15 protein-coding genes are annotated in these 22,878 nt (G+C 68.4%); 11 read left to right on the plus strand and 4 right to left on the minus strand.

The genetic code is table 11. The features are described from left to right. The first annotated feature begins 27 nt into the window (after nt 1-27). The 6 genes from carA (at nt 28) to E2F49_RS03445 (ending at nt 9,049) form a co-directional block, all read left to right on the plus strand. On the plus strand, nt 28-1,149 hold the full coding sequence (carA, locus tag E2F49_RS03420) for a glutamine-hydrolyzing carbamoyl-phosphate synthase small subunit (RefSeq protein WP_133392611.1): 1,122 nt from the start codon (nt 28-30) through the stop codon (nt 1,147-1,149). Nucleotide 1,150: 1 nt separating this feature from the next. After that, on the plus strand, nt 1,151-4,411 hold the full coding sequence (gene carB, locus E2F49_RS03425; RefSeq protein ID WP_133392612.1) for a carbamoyl-phosphate synthase large subunit: 3,261 nt from the start codon (nt 1,151-1,153) through the stop codon (nt 4,409-4,411). 13 nt (nt 4,412-4,424) lie between these two features. Then, nucleotides 4,425-4,901 (plus strand): transcription elongation factor GreA, encoded by a 477-nt coding sequence (greA, locus tag E2F49_RS03430; protein ID WP_055247976.1) that lies wholly within the window; start codon nt 4,425-4,427, stop codon nt 4,899-4,901. A gap of 4 nt (nt 4,902-4,905) precedes the next feature. After that, on the plus strand, nt 4,906-5,868 hold the full coding sequence (locus tag E2F49_RS03435) for a phosphoglycerate mutase (protein WP_133392613.1): 963 nt from the start codon (nt 4,906-4,908) through the stop codon (nt 5,866-5,868). Then, nucleotides 5,865-7,595 (plus strand): single-stranded-DNA-specific exonuclease RecJ, encoded by a 1,731-nt coding sequence (gene recJ, locus E2F49_RS03440; protein ID WP_133392614.1) that lies wholly within the window; start codon nt 5,865-5,867, stop codon nt 7,593-7,595. Before E2F49_RS03435 ends, recJ begins: the two co-directional genes overlap by 4 nt. Before the next feature lie 122 nt (nt 7,596-7,717). After that, complete coding sequence (locus tag E2F49_RS03445) at nt 7,718-9,049, plus strand: hypothetical protein (RefSeq protein WP_133392615.1); 1,332 nt, start codon at nt 7,718-7,720, stop codon at nt 9,047-9,049. Nucleotides 9,050-9,082: 33 nt separating this feature from the next. On the opposite strand, the gene E2F49_RS03450 is transcribed toward E2F49_RS03445, so the two are convergent. Further along, the gene (locus E2F49_RS03450) at nt 9,083-11,053 is read right to left on the minus strand and encodes a GGDEF domain-containing protein (protein ID WP_133392616.1); all 1,971 of its coding nucleotides are present in this window, start codon (nt 11,051-11,053) and stop codon (nt 9,083-9,085) included. A 135-nt stretch (nt 11,054-11,188) separates the two neighbouring features. Between E2F49_RS03450 and prfB the strand changes: the two genes are divergently transcribed. From prfB to E2F49_RS03470, 4 genes are all read left to right on the plus strand, one after another. Beyond that, a protein-coding gene (gene prfB / locus E2F49_RS03455; protein WP_133392617.1) for a peptide chain release factor 2 occupies nt 11,189-12,317 on the plus strand; the annotation gives its coding sequence in 2 pieces (ribosomal slippage) (nt 11,189-11,263 and nt 11,265-12,317; 1,128 coding nt in all). Between the two features lie 133 nt (nt 12,318-12,450). Then, entirely contained in the window at nt 12,451-13,971 is a 1,521-nt protein-coding gene (gene lysS, locus E2F49_RS03460) for a lysine--tRNA ligase (RefSeq protein ID WP_133392618.1), read from the plus strand. An 89-nt stretch (nt 13,972-14,060) separates the two neighbouring features. Further along, on the plus strand, nt 14,061-15,194 hold the full coding sequence (locus tag E2F49_RS03465; RefSeq protein ID WP_243713393.1) for a response regulator: 1,134 nt from the start codon (nt 14,061-14,063) through the stop codon (nt 15,192-15,194). Between the two features lie 10 nt (nt 15,195-15,204). Next, nucleotides 15,205-17,358 carry an ATP-binding protein gene (locus E2F49_RS03470; protein ID WP_133392620.1) on the plus strand — a complete coding sequence of 718 codons (2,154 nt, stop codon included), beginning with the start codon at nt 15,205-15,207 and terminating at the stop codon, nt 17,356-17,358. A gap of 20 nt (nt 17,359-17,378) precedes the next feature. On the opposite strand, the gene E2F49_RS03475 is transcribed toward E2F49_RS03470, so the two are convergent. Together E2F49_RS03475 and E2F49_RS03480 are read right to left on the minus strand one after the other, a co-directional pair. Further along, complete coding sequence (locus E2F49_RS03475) at nt 17,379-18,293, minus strand: crotonase/enoyl-CoA hydratase family protein (protein ID WP_133392621.1); 915 nt, start codon at nt 18,291-18,293, stop codon at nt 17,379-17,381. A 166-nt stretch (nt 18,294-18,459) separates the two neighbouring features. After that, nucleotides 18,460-20,139: a long-chain fatty acid--CoA ligase gene (locus tag E2F49_RS03480; protein WP_055247994.1), complete on the minus strand. Its 1,680-nt coding sequence runs from the start codon at nt 20,137-20,139 to the stop codon at nt 18,460-18,462. Nucleotides 20,140-20,293: 154 nt separating this feature from the next. Here E2F49_RS03480 and E2F49_RS03485 point away from each other — a divergent pair, with 154 nt between their 5' ends. Further along, nucleotides 20,294-20,758, plus strand: a complete 465-nt coding sequence (locus tag E2F49_RS03485; protein ID WP_133392622.1) for a nuclear transport factor 2 family protein — start codon at nt 20,294-20,296, stop codon at nt 20,756-20,758. Nucleotides 20,759-20,788: 30 nt separating this feature from the next. Here E2F49_RS03485 and E2F49_RS03490 read toward each other — a convergent pair whose 3' ends face one another. Further along, complete coding sequence (locus tag E2F49_RS03490) at nt 20,789-22,870, minus strand: EAL domain-containing protein (protein ID WP_133392623.1); 2,082 nt, start codon at nt 22,868-22,870, stop codon at nt 20,789-20,791. Nucleotides 22,871-22,878 lie beyond the last annotated feature (8 nt).

Genomic DNA, 22,878 nt, shown 5'->3' on the forward strand with positions numbered 1-22,878 from the left:
CTGCAACCTGACGTAGGCGAAGACCTCGTGACAGATTCCGCAATCCTCGTCCTTGAAGACGGCACCGTGTTCGAGGGCGTTTCCGTGGGTGCCCCCGGCCTGTCGGTCGGCGAAGTGGTGTTCAACACCGCGATGACCGGTTACCAGGAAGTGTTGACCGATCCTTCCTACGCGCGCCAGCTGGTGACGCTGACCTATCCGCACATCGGCAACACCGGTTGCACCGACCAGGACGACGAAGCGTCGAAGATCTGGTCGGCCGGCCTGATCGTCCGCAACGTGCCGCGCCGCCCGAGCAACTGGCGCAGCGAAGCGTCGCTGCCCGAGTGGCTGCGCGCACGTGGCGTGGTCGCGATCTCCGAGATCGACACCCGCAAGCTGACGCGCCTGCTGCGCGACCGCGGGTCGATGAACGGTGCGGTGATGGCGGGCGATGTCGATGTCGAGCAGGCGCTCGAAGCGGCGCGCAAGTTCCCGGGCCTGAAGGGCATGGATCTGGCGAAGGTCGTCAGCACGACCGAGCGTTACGGCTGGACCGACGGCCAGCTCGATCTCGACGCGAACGCCTTCGTGCAGGCACAGGCGAAGTTCAAGGTCGTGGCTTACGACTATGGGGTGAAGACCAACATCCTGCGCATGCTCGCCGAGCGCGGCTGCGAACTGACGGTGGTGCCGGCGCAGACGTCCGCCGCCGACGTGCTGGCGCTCGAGCCCGATGGCGTGTTCCTGTCCAACGGCCCTGGCGATCCGGCGCCCTGCGATTATGCGATCGACGCGATCCGCGCTTTTCTCGACGCGAAAATTCCGACCTTCGGCATCTGCCTGGGCCACCAGCTGCTGGCGCTGGCCGCTGGCGCGCAGACGTTGAAGATGCCGCACGGCCACCACGGCGCGAACCATCCGGTGCAGGACCTCGACGGCGGCCGCGTGATGATCACCTCGCAGAACCACGGCTTCGCGGTCGACGAGGCCACGCTGCCGGCCAACGTGCGCGTGACCCACCGTTCGCTGTTCGACGGCACCAACCAGGGCATCGCCCTGACCGACGCCCCCGCGTTCTCGTTCCAGGGCCATCCGGAGGCGAGCCCCGGCCCGCACGACGTGGCCCCGCTGTTCGACAAGTTCGTTGCGCTGATGGAGGCGCGTTGACATGCCAAAGCGCACCGACATCCAGACCATCCTCATCATCGGCGCCGGCCCGATCGTCATCGGCCAGGCCTGCGAGTTCGACTATTCCGGCGCGCAGGCGTGCAAGGCGCTGCGCGAGGAGGGTTATCGCGTGGTGCTGGTCAACAGCAATCCGGCGACGATCATGACCGACCCGGAGACCGCCGACGCGGTCTACATCGAGCCGATCAACTGGCAGACGGTCGAGAAGATCATCGCCAAGGAGAAGCCCGACGCGCTGCTGCCGACGATGGGCGGCCAGACCGCGCTCAACTGCGCGCTCGATCTTGCCGACCACGGCGTGCTCGAGAAGTACGGCGTCGAGCTGATCGGCGCCAAGCGCGACGCGATCCGCATGGCCGAAGACCGCGAGCTGTTCCGCGTGGCGATGGGCGAGATCGGCCTGGAATGCCCGAAGGCCGAAGTCGCGCACACGCTGGAAGAAGCGCTCGACATCCAGACCCGCGTCGGGTATCCGACCATCATCCGTCCGAGTTTCACGCTCGGGGGTTCGGGCGGCGGCATCGCCTACAACCGCGAGGAGCTGGTCGAGATCGTCAACCGCGGCCTCGAACTCTCGCCGACCACCGAAGTGCTGGTCGAGGAATCGGTGCTGGGCTGGAAGGAGTTCGAGATGGAAGTGGTCCGCGACACCGCGGACAACTGCATCATCGTCTGCTCGATCGAGAACCTCGATCCGATGGGCGTGCACACCGGCGACTCGATCACCGTCGCGCCGGCGCAGACCCTGACCGACAAGGAATACCAGCGCCTGCGCAACGCCTCGATCGCGGTGCTGCGCAAGATCGGCGTCGACACCGGCGGCTCGAACGTGCAGTTCGGCATCAGCCCGACCACCGGCCGCGTGGTCGTGATCGAGATGAACCCGCGCGTGTCGCGTTCGTCGGCGCTGGCCTCGAAGGCCACGGGCTTTCCGATCGCCAAGGTCGCGGCGAAGCTGGCCGTCGGCTACACGCTTGACGAACTCAAGAACGAGATCACCGGCGGCAAGACCCCGGCCTCGTTCGAGCCGTCGATCGACTACGTCGTCACCAAGATTCCGCGCTTCGCGTTCGAGAAGTTCCCGGCCGCCGATGCGCGCCTGACCACGCAGATGAAGTCGGTCGGCGAAGTCATGGCGATGGGCCGCACCTTCCAGGAATCGATGCAGAAGGCGCTGCGTGGGCTGGAAACCGGCAAGGTCGGCTTCGACCCCACCGGTCTCGATCTGACCAGCGACGACGACATGGCGACGCTGCGCCGCGAAGTGCGCGAGCCCGGTCCGGAACGTCTGTTCTTCCTGGCCGATGCCTTCCGCGCCGGTCTGTCGGTCGAGGATGTCTACGGCCTGTCCTATGTCGATCCGTGGTTCCTCGACCAGATCGAGGAGCTGATCGCGACCGAGAACGCCGTCGCCGCCGCCGGTATCGACGCGCTCGACAGGACCCGCCTGCGCGCGCTCAAGCGCCAGGGCTTCTCCGATGCACGCCTGTCGCAGCTGCTCGGTACCGACGAGCAGGCGATCCGCGCCCTGCGTCGCGCCTTCGGCGTGCGTCCGGTCTACAAGCGCGTCGACTCCTGCGCTGCCGAATTCGCGACCGACACCGCGTATCTGTACTCGACCTACGAGGACGAGTGCGAAGCGCAGCCGACCGGTCGCGACAAGATTATGGTGCTCGGTGGCGGTCCCAACCGCATCGGCCAGGGCATCGAGTTCGACTATTGCTGCGTGCATGCGGCACTCGCGCTGCGCGAGGACGGGTACGAGACCATCATGGTCAACTGCAACCCGGAAACCGTATCGACCGATTACGACACTTCCGACCGCCTGTACTTCGAACCGCTCACCCTCGAAGACGTGCTGGAGATCGTCGAGGTCGAGAAGCCCAAGGGCGTGATCGTGCAGTACGGCGGCCAGACGCCGCTCAAGCTCGCGCGTGCGCTTGAAGCCAACGGCGTGCCGATCATCGGCACCTCGCCCGACTCGATCGATCTGGCCGAAGACCGCGAGCGTTTCCAGAAGCTGGTCGACGAACTGGGCCTCAAGCAGCCGCCGAACCGCACCGCGCGCAATCCAGAGGAAGCGCTGGTGCTGGCGCGCGAGATCGGCTATCCGCTGGTCGTGCGCCCGAGCTACGTGCTCGGCGGCCGCGCGATGGAAGTCGTGCACGCCGATGCCGACCTCGCGCGCTACATGCGCGATGCGGTCAAGGTCTCCAACGACTCGCCGGTACTGCTCGACCGCTTCCTCGACAACGCGGTCGAAGTGGACATCGACGTGATCGCCGATCGTGAAGGCAACGTGCTGATCGGCGGCGTCATGGAGCACATCGAGGAAGCCGGCGTGCATTCGGGCGATTCGTCCTGCTCGCTGCCGCCGTACTCGCTGTCCGACGACGTGCAGGCCCGCCTGCGCGAACAGGTCGTGGCGCTTGCGCGCAAGCTCAAGGTCGTCGGCCTGATGAACACCCAGTTCGCGGTGCAGACCAGTGACGAGGGTGAGGAGACGATCTACCTGCTGGAAGTGAACCCGCGTGCCTCGCGCACCGTGCCGTTCGTGTCCAAGGCGATCGGCAAGCCGCTGGCGAAGATCTCGGCGCGCTGCATGGCCGGCAAGACGCTGGCCGAGCAGGGCGCGACGAAGGAAATCGTGCCGTCCTACTACTCGGTCAAGGAAGCGATCTTCCCGTTCGCCAAGTTCCAGAACGTCGATCCGATCCTGGGCCCTGAAATGCGCTCGACCGGCGAGGTCATGGGCGTGGGCGAGAGCTTCGGCGCCGCGTTCGCGCGTGCGCAGGAAGCGGCGAGCATCAAGACACCACCGACCAGCGGCAAGGTGTTCGTCTCGGTGCGCGATCCGGACAAGAAGCGCGTGTTGCCGGTGGCCCGCGACATCATCGCCCGCGGCTACTCGATCGTCGCGACCGCCGGTACCGGTGCGTGGCTGCGCGAGCACGGCATCGAGTGCGAGCTGGTCAACAAGGTCGTCGAAGGCCGTCCGCACGTCGTCGACCTGATCAAGAACGGCGAGATCGCGTACATCGTCAACACCACCGAGGGCAAGCAGGCGATCGCCGACTCGTTCTCGATCCGCCGCGAGGCGCTGCAGCACCGCGTGACCTATTCGACTACCGTCGCCGGTGCGAAGGCGCTGCTGCATTCCCTCGAATTCCGCGGCAGCGGCCCGGTCTGGGCGCTGCAGGAACTGCACGCGCAGCTCGACGGCGCGGCAGCCACGAACTGACAGGAGTCATTCCATGCGTGCACCCATGACCCTGCGCGGCGCCCAGCGCCTGCGCGAAGAACTCGAAGAACTGAAGTCGGTCAAGCGCCCGGCGGTGATCGAAGCGATCTCCGAGGCGCGTGCCCACGGCGATCTCAAGGAAAACGCCGAGTACCACGCCGCCCGCGAACAGCAGAGCTTCATCGAAGGCCGCATCAAGCAGCTCGAGGGCGAGCTGTCGCATGCCGATCTGATCGACGTCGCCAAGCTCAATGCCGGCGACAAGGTGGTGTTCGGCGCGACGGTCGTCATCGCCGACAGCGAGACCGACGAAGAGAAGCGCTACCAGATCGTCGGTGACCTCGAAGCCGACATCAAGCAGGGCCTGATCGCGATTTCCTCGCCGGTCGCGCGCGCCATGATCGGCAAGCACGAAGGCGACAGCATCAGCATCGATGCGCCCGGCGGTTCGCGCGAGTACGACATCGTCAGCGTCGAGTACATCGGCTGAGTCGATGAGCGCGGCCACCTTCCTGCTGCCCGCAGCCGCGCGCTTCGGCGCGCAACGCTGGCAGCAGGACATCGCGCGCGCGCTTGGCCGTGCGGATGTCGATCTGCAGGCGGCCGGCCGCCGTGCCCAGCTGGCGCGTCATGTCGATCTGCCCGAGGGCAGCTGGCCGCTCGCGGCGTTGTCGCGACAGGTCGATGTGGGCGATGCTGCAGCGGGCGGCGATGCCTGGTTGCGGGCCGACCCCGCGTGGTTGCGTCCCGACATCAACGGCGTACGCCTGATGGGCCACGGCGACACGCTCGGCATGACGACTGCAGATGTCGAGGCCTTGCTGCCCGACCTGCAGGCGATGTTCGCCGAGTCCGGTCTGGTACTGGACGCGCCGTCGCCGACGCGCTGGTACCTGCGCCTGCCGGCTGACACCCGTTTTCCCGCGTTCCCCGATCCGTCCGAAGCGCTCGGCACCGATCTGGCCGAACACGAGGACGGCGGTGTCGATGCGCGCCGCTGGCGTGCGCTCGGCAACGAGGCGCAGATCCTGTTGCACAACCATCCCTGGAACGCGACGCGTGCGGCGGCCGGCAAGCCGCCGGTCAATGCACTGTGGTTCTGGGGTGGCGGCACGCTGCCCGATGCACGCACGGACACCCACAGCCGACATGCCAGCGTGTGCTCCGATGACGCCACTTTGTACGCACTGGCGTCGATCTCCGCGTCGGCCGGACCGCTGCCGGCGGCGTGGCCGGATGTGCGCGATGCGGCGCTGTTCGACCTCGTCGGCATGCGCGACCTGCGCCGGCTGCAGGACGACTGGTTGCGGCCGGCGCTCGCGGCGCTGGCGGCCGGGCGGATTGCCACCCTGGTGCTCGACGACGAAGACGGGTGCGTGCGGACGCTGCGCCGCTGGCATCGTCTGCGCCTGTGGCGCAGCGCATGGGTGCCACCGACGCCCGAGCGCGACGCATGAGCCGGCAGGCACCGACCATCCGTCGCCGCGAATCCGTGGTCGGCGAGGGCTGGCCGTCGACGGTGCCGCCGCTGTTGCGCCGGATCTACGCCGGCCGCGGTGCGCACGATCTGGCGAGTGCGCAGCCGAAGCTTGCGCAGCTGCTGCCGCCCGACGGGCTGTCGAACATCGACGCGGCCACCGCGCTGCTCGCCGATGCGATCGCCAGCGGAGAACGCATCCTCGTCGTCGGCGATTTCGACTGCGACGGCGCGACGGCGTGCGCAGTCGCGGTGCGCGGCCTGCGCATGCTCGGCGCGCGCGACATCGTGCATGCGGTACCCAACCGGGTGACGCACGGTTACGGCCTGTCGCCCGCGCTGGTCGAATCGCTGGCGCACCTGTCGCCGTCGCTGCTGGTGACCGTGGATCACGGTATCGCCTGCCATGCCGGTATCCGGGCTGCGAAGGCGCTGGGCTGGCGCGTGCTGGTGACCGACCATCATCTGCCCGGCGACGCGTTGCCGGGCGCCGATGCGATCGTCAATCCGAACCAGCCGGGCGACACGTTCCCGAGCAAGGTGCTGGCCGGCGTGGGCGTGATCTTCTACGTGCTGATGGCGCTGCGCGCGCGGCTGCGCGGGCAGGGCGATACACGCGCGGCCGAGGCCGATCTCGGCAGCCTGCTCGACCTTGTCGCGGTCGGCACCGTGGCCGATCTGGTGCCGCTGGATGCGAACAACCGCGCCCTGGTGTCGGCCGGCCTGCGCCGCCTGCGCAGCCGGCGCGGCTGCACCGGTCTGCAGGCACTGATCGAGATTTCCGGCCGCGAGGCCGCGCGCCTGACCGCGGCCGACATCGGCTTCGCGATCGGTCCGCGCATCAATGCCGCCGGACGTCTGGAAGACATGGCGATCGGCATCGAGTGCCTGCTCAGCGACGATGCCGCGCATGCGCGCGAACTCGCCGACACGCTGCACCAGATCAACGCCGAACGTCGCGCCGTGCAGCAGTCGATGCTCGACGACGCCGAGGCCGCGGTCGCCCGACGCACGCCGGTCGAGCCGGCCGGCGCCGGCGTGTGCCTGTTCGATGCCGACTGGCATCCGGGCGTGGTCGGTCTGGTCGCCTCGAAGATGAAGGACATGCTGCACCGGCCGGTGATCGCCTTCGCGCCGGCCGAACCCGACAGCGAGCAGCTGCGCGGCTCGGCGCGTTCGATCCCCGGCCTGCACATCCGTGACGTGCTGGCGGCGGTCGACGTGGCGCATCCGCAGCTGATCGAACGTTTCGGCGGCCATGCGATGGCCGCGGGCCTCACGTTGCAGCGCGATCGCTTCGATGCGTTTGCCGCGGCGTTCGGCGAAGCCGTGGACCGCATGCTCGATCCCGCGCTGCTGCGCGCGGAGCTGCTCACCGACGGCGCGCTGCGCGGCGAGGAGTTCGACATCGTGCATGCGGCGCATCTGCGTGACGCCGGGCCGTGGGGGCAGGGCTTCCCCGAGCCGCTGTTCGACGGGGAGTTCGCGGTCGTCGACTGGAAGATCGTCGGCAGCCGGCATCTGAAACTTACGCTGCGGCTCGACGGGCATCCGCGGCCGCTGTCGGCGATCCACTTCGGTGGGTGGCGCGAGATCGCACCGTCCGCGCGCGAGCGCGTCGTCTACCGTCTGGCGCCGGACGACTACCGTGGCGGCGATGCCGTCCAGCTGGTCGTCGAACACCGGGAAGCCCTGGCCATCGCCTGAGTTTCGGCCCGCCGCGCACGTGCGCAAACGTGAATGCGGATGCAGAATAGGCCACCGCGCAAGCGGCCCGTTCGCGGCCTTGTCCCCCGCATGGCTGCCCACTTCGGCACAGGGAGAAGTTCTTGAAGACTGTCCACACGCTGGCTCTCGCGATCGCGCTGGCCATGGCGCCCGCGCTGCATGCAACCGCGGCCGACCCCGAACCGGTGACGCTCGGCGGCGAGCGCCGCGGCGAAATCACCAGCCGGTCCAGCCTCAACCACCAGGACGGCTCGCGCAGCCAGCTCTACCGCGTCGATCTGCGAGAAGGCCAGGTGGCGCAGTTCAAGCTCGAAGGCGCGCTGCGTGGCCGCCTGACCGCGTTCCAGGGGGGCGATCTCGTCGGCGCGTCGAACGCGCATTCGGAGGTCGCATCGATGGTGATCCGCGCCAAGCGCGCCGGCAGCTACACCATCGCCGTCAGCGGCGTCGATGCCTCGTCCTATGGACCCTTCACGCTGCAGGCCGCGGCGATCGAAGCCTACGGCGGCGAGACGCTGAAGGTGGGCGCATCGATCAGCGACTGGACCGATTCCAGGCGCCAGCTGCCGCTGCAGATCGACGAGGCCGGCTTCTACACCATCGACATGCTGTCCGACGATTTCGACGCGGTGCTCAAGCTCGACGGCCCCGGCACGTCGCTGAGCAACGACGACGGCGGCGAGGGCAGCAACGCCCGCATCAGCGCGCGGCTCACCCCCGGCACCTACACGCTGACGGCCGAGGGCTACGGCAGCGAACGCGTCAACGGCATGTACCAGATCCGCGTGGCGACCCGCGAACTGCCGCCGGGCGGCCTGCGCGAGGGCGGCGAGCTGACCGTCGGTGGCACGGTCACCGGCCTCTACGAGGGCACGGCGCATCCGTACACCTTCACGCTGCCGGCGCGCCGCGTGGTGCGCATCGACATGCGCAGCGAAGAGATCGACCCGCTGCTGCACCTGTCGGGCAACGGCGTCGAGAAGACCGACGACGACGGCGGCGACAATCTCGACGCGCGCATCTCGCTGCTGCTCGAGCCGGGCACCTACACGCTGCGCGCCGATGCGGCCTCGGCCGGCGCCGGTCTGTACACGCTGGCGCTCGCGGCCACCGAAGTGCCCGAAGGTGCGGGCGGCGGCACGCTGCCGGTCGGGCGGCCGACGACCGCCAACCTGCTGCCGGGCATGACCGATCGCTGGACGGTGTCGGTGCGCAGCGCCGGCGAGTACACGATCGCGATGGACTCCGACGACATCGACAGCTATCTGCGCCTGACCCGCGACGGCAACGAGATCGCCAGCGACGACGATGGCGGCGGCGCGTTGAACGCCCGCATCGTCCAGCGTCTCGAGACGGGCACCTACGTCATCGAGTCGTCGTCGGTCGACGGCGATACCGGCGGCAATTACCGCCTCTCGTTCGACCGTCGCTGAGTCGCAACGCCCGGACCTGAGTCCGGGCGGGGATCAGAGCGCCGGGGCCGGCACCGGCGCCGGCGATTCGTGGCCACCGTCGGTGGCGGTGCCACGCGCCTGCCAGCCGGCCGGTGCACCGGCCGGTTCGGCGGCCCGCCAGTGGATCGGCGTGCGACTGCTGACGGCCTGGACGCGGCCGTCCGCGATGGCGGCTTCGGGTTCGCGCAGCACCGCGCGGACGTCGGGCGCGGCCGGCTTGCACCACAGACCCGTCCAAGCATCGCGTCCGCCGCGCTTGGACGCATAGAGCGCGCGGTCGGCCAGGTCCACCGCGTCGCGCCAGCGATCGCGGCGGGCGCTGCCGGCGCCGGAGGCGTCCGGCCAGCAGGCGAAGCCGATCGAGACCGACAGCGAGACCGCGCCGTCCTCGATGGGGAACGGCGCATCGGCCACCACCGCGCGCAGACGCTCGGCGATTTCGCCTGCGCGGCGCAGGTCGAGTGCGGGACAGGCGACCAGGAACTCCTCGCCGCCCCAGCGGGCGACCAGATCGCCCGGCCGGCAGCAGGCGCCCAAGCGCGCGGCAATCTCGACCAGGATCGCGTCGCCGGTGCTGTGACCGTGCTGGTCGTTGCTGTGCTTGAAATAGTCGACGTCGAGCAGAAAGACGACCGGGCGCCGGTCGCCGTCCGCCGCGCCGGACATCGCACGCAGGGCCCGGGTCGCGGCGCCGCGATTGAGCAGCCCGCTGAGACTGTCGACCGAGCTGAGCCGGTACAGACGCCGGTTCACGCGACGCTGGTACGCCGCGAACGCGAGCATCAGCACCACCAGCAGGATCAGGCCGGCCATCGCCGCCGAGCGCAGGCGGCGTGCGTGTGCCTGTTCGAGCGTGTCGATGCGCCGTTGCTCGTGCAGCCGCGCGAGTTCACCGGCGCTGTGCCGGTCCTGCAGGCGCGCCTGCAGTCCGGCGAGCGTGCCCAGATTCTGGCTGCGCAGGGCGCGCACCTCGACATCGCGCAGGGTCTGCTGCACATCGATCGCGGCCTCGAACAGACGCTGCGCACGCAGGGCGGCCACCTCGCCGCGCAGGGCGTCGCGGTACTCGATGCGGAACTCGCCGAGCCGGGCCAGTTCCGCGGCCGCGCGAGCGTGGGTCAGGGCCTGCGCGGCGAGGCCGGCCTCGAGCGCCAGCGTCGACATCCGCATCAGGGTGACCGCCGCGCCGGACGGGTCGCTGGCGCGTTGTCCATCGGCCAGACGCGCGAGCGCCGGCAGAGCGGCGATGCCGCGGCTGTCGAGCGCGGTCAGTTCGGCGCGGATGCGCTGCTCCACCACGCCCAGATCCGTGCCCGAGGCCTGGGGCAGGGCGGCGTCGAACGCCCGCCGCGCCGCGTCGCGACGGCCGGCGCGCACATGGTTGAGGCCGCGGTTGTAACCGAGGATCGGCTCGGAGAGTCCGCGCGCGTCGGCGATCCCCTGCGCGCGCGCGTAGATCGTCTCGGCAACGTCGAAGTCTTCCATCTCCTCGCTGTGGATGTTGCCAACGTTGTTGAGCATCTTGACCTGGGCCAGGTCGGACTCGCCGGCCTCTGCGACTTCGAAGGCGCGTGTATACAGCGCCAACGCGCGCGGAACGTCGCCGGCCAGGTGCAGGGCGGCCCCGGCATTGGACAGGGCGCGCAGGGCGAACTCGGGCGGTTGCGGATCGCTGGCGAGCAGCGATTCGATGCGGTCGACCGCGTCGATCGCGGTCAGGGCGTCGCCGGTCAGCGCGGCCGCGCGGGCGAGGCAGGTCTGCAGTTTGATCGCGTCGGGGGCGGGCACGTCGCTGCCGGCGAGCGCGGCATGCGCGATCGCGACCGCTTCGGCCGGGCGCGACTCGCGCAGTGCGAAGCAACGCTCGACCTGCGCCGTCAGCGGCGGGTCGGGCTCGGCAACGGGCGGTGCCCCCATCGCAGGCGCCACCGCCATCAGCAGCACGGCGGCCAGCAGCCCGCCGCGCCGGTCGCGCGTCGTCATCTCGGTCGATCCCCTTGCCAGTGCCCCCAATGGCAGCGCGCAGTCTACCGGCAAGCGTGACGGCTTGCGCGGCGCGCGCGGACGCGCGGGTGCGGGCTTGCTAGAATCGCGGGTTTCACCGGACCACCCTGGCCCATGATCGAAACCAATCCCGTCCGCCAGCGCATCGTCGACCTTCGCGGTCGGCTGGATGCGCTGAGGGGGTATCTTTGACTACGACGCCCGTCGCGAGCGTCTGGAAGAAGTCGAGCGCGAGCTCGAAGACCCGAACATCTGGAACGACCCCGAGCGCGCACAGGCGCTGGGCCGCGAGCGCTCGACGCTCGACAAGACCGTCAACGGCATCCGCAACCTGACCGAAGGCCTGGACGGCGCGATCGAACTGCTGGAACTGGCCGAGTCCGAGAGCGACGAGGACACCGCGCAGGCGGTGGTCGACGACGTCGAGCGCTTCGGCGCCGAGGTCGACAAGCTCGAATTCCAGCGCATGTTCTCCGGCGAACTCGACGGCGCGGCGGCCTTCGTCGACATTCAGGCCGGCGCCGGCGGCACCGAAGCCCAGGACTGGGCCGAGATCCTGCTGCGCATGTACCTGCGCTGGGCCGAAAGCCGCGGCTGGAAGACCGAGCTGATGGAAGTCTCCGGTGGCGAAGTCGCGGGCATCAAGTCGGCGACCGTGCGCATCGAGGGCGACTTCGCCTACGGCTGGCTGAAGACCGAGATCGGCGTGCACCGCCTGGTGCGCAAGTCGCCGTTCGATTCGGACAACCGCCGGCACACCAGCTTCACCTCGGTGTTCGTCTCGCCCGAGATCGACGACAACATCGAGATCGACATCAACCCGGCCGACCTGCGCACCGATGTCTACCGCTCGTCTGGCGCAGGTGGCCAGCACGTCAACAAGACCGAGTCGGCGGTGCGCATCACGCACATCCCGACCAACACGGTCGTGGCCTGCCAGACCGGCCGCAGCCAGCACCAGAACCGCGACAACGCGATGAAGATGCTGGCCGCCAAGCTCTACGAGCTGGAGCTGCAGAAGCGCAACGCCGAGAAGGACGCGCTGGAAGCGACCAAGTCCGACATCGGCTGGGGCAGCCAGATCCGCAACTACGTGCTCGACCAGAGCCGCATCAAGGATCTGCGCACCGGCGTCGAACGTTCCGACACGCAGAAGGTGCTCGACGGCGATCTCGACGAATTCGTCGAGGCCGCGCTCAAGTCGGGCCTGGAAGCCGGCGCCAAACGCGTCGACGCCAACTGAGTCCGGGCCGCGCGATGCGCGGTCACCGGATGTTCCACCGCCATGCCCGCCGATGCCGGCATGGCGTTTCCGGGCGAAGTCGCCCGTCGTCGTCGCCCCCACCGTTGTTCCGATTCCGCTTTTCGAGACCCCCATGACCCAGCAGCCCGCCACGCCACCGACCGCCGACGAGAACAACCTGATCGCCGAGCGTCGCGGCAAACTGGCGGCGCTGCGCGGGCAGGGCGTGGCATTCCCGAACGATTTCCGCCGTCGTGACGAGGCAGGTGCGCTGCAGACCGTCTATGCAGATGCCGAGCGCTGGACCGGCGAAGCGCTGGAGGCCGAGGGCGTGCGTGTCGCCGTGGCCGGCCGTCTGATGGCCAAGCGCATCATGGGCAAAGCCGCGTTCGCGCAGATCCAGGACGTCAGCGGTCGCCTGCAGCTGTTCCTGCAGTCGGCGACGCTGGGCGAGCGCTACGACGCGTTCAAGGGCTGGGACGTCGGCGACATCGTCGCGGCCGAGGGCACACTGATGCGCACCAAGACCGGCGAGCTGTCGGTCAAGGCCGAGTCGCTGCGCCTGCTGACCAAGTCGCTGCGTCCGTTGCCCGACAAGTGGCACGGTCTGAGCGACGTCGAGCAGCGTTACCGCCAGCGCTACGTGGACCTGATCGTCTCGCCAGATGCGCGTGCGGTCTTCGTCAAGCGTTCGCGCATCATCGGCGCGATCCGCCAGTGGCTCGACACCCGCGACTTCCTCGAAGTCGAGACGCCGATGATGCATTACATCGCCGGTGGCGCCGCGGCCAAGCCGTTCGCGACGCACCACAACGCGCTCGATCTCGACCTGTTCCTGCGCGTCGCGCCGGAGCTGTATCTCAAGCGGCTGGTGGTCGGCGGCTTCGAGCGCGTCTACGAGATCAACCGCAACTTCCGCAACGAGGGCGTGTCGACCCGGCATAACCCCGAGTTCACGATGCTCGAGCTCTACGAGGCCTACGTCGCCTACGAAGAGGTCATGGACCTGACCGAGTCGCTGATCCGCGATGTCGCCACGCAGGCGGTCGGCACCACCGCGCTGGAATGGGACGGCAATGCGATCGACGTCGGCCCGGCCTTCCGCCGCTGGAAGCTCGAAGAAGCCGTGCGCGAACTCAATCCGGAGATCAGCGTCGCCGACTGCCGGGACCGCGAGGCGCTGGCCGCGCATTGCGCGCGGCTGGGCGTGCACGTCAAGGCCGGCTACGGCTGGGGCAAGCTGTTGCTGGAGATCTTCGAGAAGACCGTCGAGACCGGCCTGATCCAGCCGACCTTCATCACCCATTACCCGGTCGAGGTGTCGCCGCTGGCGCGCGAGTCCGACAGCGAGGCCGGCATCACCGACCGCTTCGAGCTGTTCATCGGCGGCAAGGAGATCGCCAACGGCTTTTCCGAGCTCAACGACCCCGAGGACCAGGCTGCGCGTTTCCGCGCCCAGGTCGATGCGCGCGAAGGTGGCGACGACGAGGCCATGCACTACGACGCCGACTACATCCGCGCGCTCGAGGTGGGCCTGCCGCCGACCGGTGGCCTGGGCATCGGCATCGACCGGCTGGTGATGCTGCTGACCGGCTCGTCTTCAATCCGCGACGTGCTGCTGTTCCCGTACATGCGCCCGCAGACCGACGCCTGAGGTCAGGGTGTGCCCTGTGACGGCAGTCACGGGGCCGGGCGCGGAACATCGGGATGCCTGTAGCCCCGGTGTCAGGAAAGTCCGCATGAATGGCGCGGGACTTGCTTCACATCGGCATCGCCCGCAATGATGCGAGGCAGGGGAGCGATTGTGAGGAGGCCCACGGCATGAACATCGTCATCGTCGACGATCAGACGTCCGCGCGGACCATGCTGCGCCACATCCTCGAGGACATCAGTCCCGAGCTGGAAGTGTTCGACTTCGGCGACCCCGAACACGCCCTGCGCTGGTGCGACGACCACCGCCCCGATCTGTTGCTGCTGGACTACCGCATGCCGGTGGTCGACGGCCTGGAGTTCGCGCGCCGCTTCCGCCGCCCGCTGCTGCATCGCGACGTGCCGATCGTGCTGGTCACCGTGGTCGGCGACGAGCCGATCCGCCAGGCCGCGCTGGAAGCGGGCGTCATCGATTTCTTGGTCAAGCCGGTGCGCCCGCGCGAACTGCGCGCCCGCTGCCGCAACCTGCTGCAGCTGCGCCAGCAGTCCGAATCGGTCAAGCAGCGTGCGCTGTCGCTGGAGCAGCGTCTGCTCAAGAGCATGCACGAGGTCGAGGAGCGCGAGCGCGAGACCCTGACCCGGCTGGCGCGTGCGATCGCCTATCGCGACGCCAGCACCAGCGCCAACCTCGAACGCGTGGCTGCGGTGGCCGGCATGGTCGCCGAGGCCATGGGCCTGTTCGAGGACGAGGTGCGGATGATCGAGCTGGCCGCGCCGCTGCACGACATCGGCAAGATCGCCATTCCCGACGCCATCCTGATGAAGCCCGGTCCGCTGACGGCCGAGGAGATGGCGACCATGCGCGAGCATCCGCAGATCGGCTACGAGCTGCTGAGCAACAGCGAAAACCGCTTCATCCAGCTCAGCGCGCTGATCGCGTTGCGCCACCAGGAGCGCTACGACGGCACCGGCTATCCCGACGGCCTTGCCGGCGAGCAGATTCCGCTGGAGGCGCGCATCGTCGCGATCGCCGACGTGTTCGACGCGCTGATGTCCAAGCGCCCGTACAAGCGGGGCTGGTCGATCGAGGAGGCGCTGGCCTACATCGGCGAGAACAGCGGCCGCCATTTCGATCCGCGCTGCGTCGAAGCGATGCTGTCGAACGTGCCGCGCCTGCAGCAGATCTGCGCGCAGTTCGGCGGGCGGCCCGTCGGACCGCTGCAGTGAGTTCCGCGGGATGAACGCCGTCATCGGCTGGCTGCGCACGCGTCTGGCCGACCGTCCCGACAGCGAACACGGGCAGGCCACCGTGCGTCTGGTGATGCTCGTCGTCATCTACGCCTACCTGCAGATCTTCGTCGGCGGCAAGCCGGACGTCGCACGCGCGCTGTGGCTGTCGGAAGCGTATCTGGCGATCGAGTTCACCGTCGCGGCCGGCATCGTCGGCTGGCTGCTGTGGCGTCCGGGCGTCTCGCATCCCCGTCGCGTGCTCGGCATGGTCGCCGACTACAGCCTGATGGGCGTGGGACTGTTCCTGCTCGGCGACCTGCTGGCCTGGCTGTACGTGGTGATCATGTGGGTCACCGTCGGCAACGGCCTGCGCTTCGGTCCGCGATATCTGTACGCCGCGATCGGCTTCGCGTTCGTGACCTTCGGGACCGCGGTCGCGATCACGCCGTACTGGCAGCAGAACCTGTCGCTGGCCCTGGGCCTGCTGGCCGGTCTGGTCGCGGTGCCGCTGTACCTGAGTTCGCTGCTGCGCGCGCTGACCGAAGCGACGCGCGCGGCCAAGGCCGCCAGCGAGGCCAAGGGCCGGTTCCTGGCGAACATGAGCCACGAGTTCCGCACGCCGCTCAACGGCATCATCGGCATGTCGGATCTGCTGGTGACCACGCCGCTGACCGCCGAGCAGCGCGACAGCGCGCACGTCATCCAGACCTCGGCCAAGGCGCTGCAGGTGCTGGTCGACGACGTGCTCGACATCTTCAAGATCGAGGCCGGCAAGTACCGCAGCACGCATGCCGATTTCTCGCTGACCGAACTCGTGCGCGGCATCCAGGTCATGCTGATGCCCAGCGCGCATGCCAAGGGGCTGCGTTTCGAGGTCAAGGTCGCCGACGCGGTGCCGACCCTGCTGCACGGCGACAGCAACCAGCTGCGCCAGGTGCTGGTGAACCTGCTCTCGAACGCGATCAAGTTCACCGAGAAGGGGCAGGTCGCGCTGGAGATCGACACGCTTGCCGGCGATGTCGAGCCGCAGCAGGTGCGCCTGCGCTTCTCGGTGCGCGACACCGGTATCGGCATGCCGCCCGAGGCGCTGGCCGGCATCTTCGATGCGTTCGAACAGGTCGAGACCGGCCTGGGCCGTCGTTTCGGCGGCACGGGTCTGGGCACCACGATCGCCAAGGGCCTGACGGAGCTGATGGGTGGTCGCATCCAGGTCGAAAGCCGGCTCGGCGAAGGCTCGCATTTCTGGATCGAAGTGCCGCTGGGGCTGGTCGCGCAGGCGCAGGTCGCCGCGTCCGAGGGCGCGAGCAACGTCATCGCCTTCGCCGATCCCTTCGTGCGCCATCGCGCGCGTGTCGAGCCGATGCGGATCCTCGTCGCCGACGACCAGCCCGCCAACCGCATGGTGCTGCGTCGCCTGCTCGAGAAGGCGGGCCATCGTCCGCACATCGTCGATGACGGCGACGATGTGTTGATCGCGCTGGAAGCGCAGACCTTCGACGTGGTGATCACCGACCTGCACATGCCTGGTGCCGACGGACTCGACATCATTCGGCAGACGCGCTTCATGGAAGCCGGCAGCGGCCGCCGCACGCCCTTCATCGTGCTCACCGCCGATGCAACCTCGGACGCGCGCGAGGCCTGCATGAAGGCCGGCGCGTTCGCCTATCTGACCAAACCCATCGTCACCGAGCGGTTGCTCGAGAAGCTGGCCGAGATCGCGCTGGGCGTCGCCGCGCCTGCAGCGGCCGAAGCCGCGCCGCCGGCGGCGCCACGCGTCGTCGACGGCAGCATCATTTCCCAGCACATCCTCGACGAACTGCGCGAGATGGGCCTGGGCGAGGTGTTCGTGCAGCGGTTTCTGGGCGAATGCGCGCGCGATGCACGCAAGTGTCTCGTCGATCTCGAGGAAGCCGCGCGGGCGGCCAACTGGGACGGCGCGCGCGATGCCTGTCACGCGCTCAAGGGCGCGGCCGGCAATATGGGCGCGATCCGCCTGGCCGACACCGCGTCGACCGGCATGAAGATGCGGTCCGAGCAGTTGCTCAAGGACTGGAGCGGTCTGCTGCAGACGCTCGGTCAGCAGCTCGACCAGGCGCTGGTGGCCCTGCGCGAGCGCGGCGATATGCCGCGCGCTGGCATGCCCGGGTCGGAGAAGCCCTGACCCGGGCGTCCGTTGCCCGATCAGCCGACGTCGACGGCCTTGTCCTGGTCCGCCGCATCCGGGCGACGCAGCTGCGCGCGCACCAGACGTTCCATCGTGCGCAGCTGGCGCTCGCCCAGCTGGAGCGCGGTGTCGACCCAGATGCGGGTGATGCGCATGAGTTCTTCGTGCGAGACCGGATGCGCGCCTTCGCGCACGTCGTGCAACGCGAGGCGTGCCGCGGCGATGCGCCGGTTCTGGCGGATCACTTCATGCACCGCGCGCGTGCCTTCGCCCTTGGGCACCAGCACGTCGACGATGCCCATCGCGTGCAGCTCGTCGCTGGTGTACATGCGGCCGTTGAGCATCATCTCCTCGGCGACCTTCGGGCTGACCTTCTGCACCAGCAGCGAGTAGGCGCCCATGCCCGGGAACAGGCCGAACAGCACTTCGGGGAAGCCCATCTGCACGCCGCTTTCGGCGACGATGGTCTGGCAGGCCAGCGCGAGTTCGAAGCCGCCGCCGAGCGTGTCGCCTTCGACCAGCGCGACCGTGTGCGCGTTGCGGTGCAGGCGCGTGTGCAGCAGATGGATGTTGTCGACGCACTCGCTGGCGTAACGCAGCAGGCCCTCGCGGTTGCGGTCGCGGATCAGCGATGCGAACAGCTTGAGGTCGCCGCCGAGGTTGAACACGTGCGCATCCGAGCCGAGCACGATGTGCGACACGTGGCCCGGTTCTTCGGCGGCGCGGCGGGAGATGCCATCGATGGTCTGCTGCGCGAACAGGCGCAGTTCGCGCAGGAGCGCGGGCGAGAAACATGCCCGGTAAGTGGGATCGGAGAACGCCTGCTGCGCATGCATGAAGCACCAATGGGAATCATTGGACGCGTCGTGCTCGATGCGGATGGTGGAGAGGGCGGCGGTGGTGTCGCCGTGCAGCAGCTCGACGTTGTTCATTGGTAATCCCCTGTAGCGGACCACCGCCGGTCGGGCGCCCGGCGGGCGTCCATGTAAAGTTTTCGCCCGATGCGCGCTTCTATGCGCGCATCGGGCGAAAAGGGCAAGGATTTCAATGAGCTAAACGCTGAATGCCAAATTCGTCAACACGAATCTGGGAAGTTCATCACGTTTTTGCGGGCTCGTCGCGGAGTTCGCGGCGGAGGATCTTGCCGACGTTGGTCTTCGGCAACTCGGTGCGGAACTCGACGATGCGCGGATGCTTGTAGCCGGTAAGGTGCTCGCGCGCATGCGCCTTGACCTGATCGGCGGTCAGTGACGGATCCTTGCGCACGATGACGACCTTCACCGCTTCGCCGGACTTGTCGTCGGGGACGCCGATCGCCGCGACCTCCAGCACGCCGGGCATCATCGCGATAACGTCCTCGACTTCGTTGGGATACACGTTGAAGCCGGACACCAGGATCATGTCCTTCTTGCGATCGACGATGTAGAAGAACCCCTTGTCGTCCATCTTCGCCATGTCGCCGGTGTGCAGCCAGCCGTCGGCATCGATCGCGGCGGTCGTGTCTTCCGGACGTTGCCAGTAGCCGCGCATCACCTGCGGGCCGCGGATGCACAGCTCGCCGACTTCGCCGACCGGCAGCTGGTTGCCGGCCTCGTCCTTGATGCAGGCTTCGGTCGACGGCACCGGCAGGCCGATGGAGCCGTTGTACTCGGCCAGATCCATCGGATTGATGCAGGCTGCCGGCGAGGTTTCGGTGAGGCCGTAGGCTTCGACCAGGGTCACGCCGGTCACCTGCTTCCAGCGTTCGGCGACCGCGCGCTGCACGGCCATGCCGCCGCCCAGCGTCAGGCGCAGCGGGCTGAAATCGATGTCGGAGAAGCCGGGCGTGTTGAGCAGGCCGTTGAACAGCGTGTTGACGCCGGTGATCGCGGTGAAGGGCTCGCGCTTGAGTTCCTTGACGAAGCCGGGCATGTCGCGCGGATTGGTGATCAGGATGTTCTTCGCGCCCAGGCGCATGAAGACCAGGCCGTTCGCCGTCAACGCGAAGATGTGGTACAGCGGCAGCGCGGTGATGATCGTCTCCTGGCCTTCGCGGGCCAGCGGTCCGATCCAGGCCGAGGCCTGCTGCATGTTCGCGACGAGGTTGCGGTGCGTGAGCATCGCGCCTTTGGCCACGCCGGTGGTGCCGCCGGTGTACTGCAGGAATGCGATGTCCTCCAGCGACGTGGAGATCTTCGGCAGTTCGTGCTTCGCGCCGCGCGCGATGGCGTCGTTGAAGCGGATCGCGCCATGGATGGTGTAGTCGGGCACCATCTTCTTGACGTGCTTGAGCACGAAATTGACGATCGCGCCCTTCGGAAAGCCGAGCAGATCGCCCAGGCCCGTGGTGATGACCTGCTTGACCTGGGTGTCGGCCAGCACGTCCTGCACGGTCTTGCCGAAGTTGTCCATCACCAGCACGGCGGCCGCGCCGGAATCTACCAGCTGGTGGCGCAGTTCGCGCGCGGTGTACATCGGGTTGGTGTTCACCACCGTCAGGCCGGCACGCAGCACGCCGAACGTGGCGATCGGATACTGCAGACAGTTGGGCATCATGATCGCGACGCGATCGCCCTTCTTGAGCTTCAGTTCGCCGAGCAGGTAGGCGGCGAAGTCGCGGCTGCGCGCGTCCAGTTCGCCGTAGGTGATCGTGCGTCCCATGTTGGAGAACGCGGGGCGGTCGCGGAATTTGGCGATGGCCTCGTCGAGGACCGCCGGCACCGAGGCGTACTGCTCGGGATCGATTTCCGCAGGCACGCCCGCAGGATAGTTCGCCAGCCACGGACGTTGATCGGTCATGCAATCCTCTCCCTGATTGAAGGCCGTCACTCGAACTGGTGACCGTACCTGTGCAATTCGGTCGATTGGAGCATAGGCTCTAGGGGGAGGCAAGGCGCGTTGCGGCGCGATGCGCCGCCCTTCGACATCCCGGCACACAACGGAAAACATGCGCATGCCACAGCCCCGACCGAGGTTCGCAAGCTGGCTGATGCTGCTGGCGATGACGCTCGTGCTGGTTGCGTTCTCCGGCTGCAAGCGTGACGCGCCGGAGGAGGCGATCCGTGCGCAGGTGACCGCGCTGCAGGCGGCGATCGAAGCGCGCAGCGCATCGGATGTCGCCGATCTGCTCGACGAGGATTTCATCGGTCCGCAAGGCATGGATCGCCGCGGCGCACGCCAGACCGCGGCCGTGCTGATGCTGCGGCATCAGCGGATCGGCGTCGTCACGGGGCCGCTGGACGTGGAGTTGCAGGGCGCCGACCGGGCACGCGTGCGCACGCGCGCGGCGCTGACCGGCGGCGACGGCGCGGCACTGCTGCCCGACAGCGCGCAGGCGTGGCGCATCGAAAGTGGCTGGCGCCTGCGCGGCGACACCTGGCGGATCACCAGCCTCGAGTGGACGCCCGCACTGCAGTGAAACGTGCCGCGCCCGTGCGCGGCGATGCGATCACTCGAAGTCGTAATGCATGCCCGGGCCGGCGGCGGCCAGGAAGTTGCCCTGCACGTAGTCGATGTCGGCACCGAACAGGATCGACATGCTCGCCGCGTCCTGCACGAACTCGGCGATCGTGCGGATGCCGACCTGGCGTGCGCGTCGCGCGATCTCGCCGATGCGTTCCTGGTTCTCCGCATTGCCCGGCAAGTCGTCGGTAAAGCTGCGATCGAGCTTGAGCAGGTGCGGCTGCAGATGGCTCAGCAGCTGGAAGGAATCGAGACCCACGCCGAACTGTTCCAGCGCGAAACGCCCGTCGAAGCCGGCGATACGCGCGGCAAAGGCCTGCGTCGCCTTGAGATGGGTGAACACCTTCGATTCGGGCAACTGCAGCACCAGGTACTCGCCGGGCACCTCGTGGGCGGCGAGCTGCTCGCCCACGAAATCCGCAAACGCGTTGCCGTCCAGCGAGGCCTGGCTGACCTTGACCAGCAGCGTGGTCGGCTGGCCGGCGCGCAGGCGCTGGGCGATCGCGGCGATCGCGCGTCCGGCGACGTAGCGATCGATCTCGCCGAGCATGCCGTTGTCTTCGGCGATCTGCAGGAAGGTGCCGGGCGCGATCAGTTCACCATCGCCGTTGTCGAGGCGCAGCAGGATCTCGTAGACCGCGGCGTTGTCGCCCTGCAGGTTGATGACCGGCTGGTAATGCAGCACGAAACCGTCGTTGTCGAGTGCGCCGCGCAGGCGCGCGACCCAGGCCTCGATGCGTTCCTGTTCGACCCGGTCGACCGCGCTCGGATCGAAGACCTCGCAGCGGTTGCCACCCGAGCCGGACACCGATTCGAGTGCGGCACTGGCCCGCCCCAGCACCTGGGCGACGTTCGCGATCTTCTCGCCGACCTGGACGCCGCCGATGCTCACGGTGATGACGCTGGAGCGCTCGCCGATCTCGAACACATGGTCCGCGAAGCCGGCGCGGATTCGCTCGGCGGTGTCCACGGTCGCGTGGTAGTCGTGGCCGCGCAGCAGCACCGCGAGCGTGTGGCCGCCGTAGCGCGCGACCGTCGCGTCTTCGCCGACCAGCGATTCAAGGCGCTCGGCCGTGGCCGCGAGCAGATCGTCGGCGTGGTGGAGGCCGATGTCGGCCAGCAGCTGCTGCTGATGGTCGGGTTCGAGCATCAGGAAGCCGTACTGGCTGTCGGACTGCGCCGCATCGTCGACCGCATCCTCGATCGCACGCAGGAAGGTCGGGCGGTTCAGCAGGCCGGTCACCTGGTCGCGGTTGCGCAGTTCGGCCAGTTCCAGCACGAGATCGGAATCGATTTCCTCGCGGCGGCGGAAGATCACCTGCAGGCAGGGTTCGCCCTCGTACTGCGCGGTCGCGAATTCCATCGACGCCGGAAACGCCTTGCCGTCGATGTCGCGCGCCTCGATCTCATGCCGGGGCGGTGGCGGCTCGCCCTTGCTCATCGACTTGAGCAGCGCCTTGAAGGACTCCACGTGCTGCGGCCCGACCATGTCCAGCAGCGAGATGCCTTCGATGTCCTCGAAGCTCTCGTAGCCGAACATTTCCAGATACGCCGCGTTGGCGCGGATGTGCATGCCCTCGTGGATGTAGGCGATCGGGTCGCGCGAAGAATCGATCAGCGCGTCGCAACGGCGCTCGGTCTCACGCACGCGCGCTTCGAGGCGGCGCAGGCCGCGGCGGGCGTCACGATCGGCCCAAGCGTCGCGCACGCAGGCCAGCAGTTGCTGCGGCGCGTGGCGCAGGGCGACGGCGCGTGCGCCGGACTGGATGGCGTCGACGTAGTCGGCTTCGACCAGCGCATCGACCAGCGCGATCACCGGCAGGTCGCGGCCGCTGTCGGCGATGCGCTGCATGACCTGTGCGAACGGGAGCGCGGTCGCGTTGCGGGCGGCGATGACCACGTCCGGCGACTGGCTGCCGATGATGCGACCCAGATCCTCGTCCGATTCGGGCCGCAAGGGCCGCACCGCGATGCCGGCATTCCGCAGTCCGCTGGCCAGTGCCTCGGCATCCTCGACGCGGTCGTCGACGATCAGCAGGCGCAGGGCGGTGTCGGCTTTTGTCGACATGCGGGTCT

The sequence above is a fragment of the Luteimonas terrae genome (assembly GCF_004358165.1).
Classification (GTDB): domain Bacteria; phylum Pseudomonadota; class Gammaproteobacteria; order Xanthomonadales; family Xanthomonadaceae; genus Luteimonas; species Luteimonas terrae.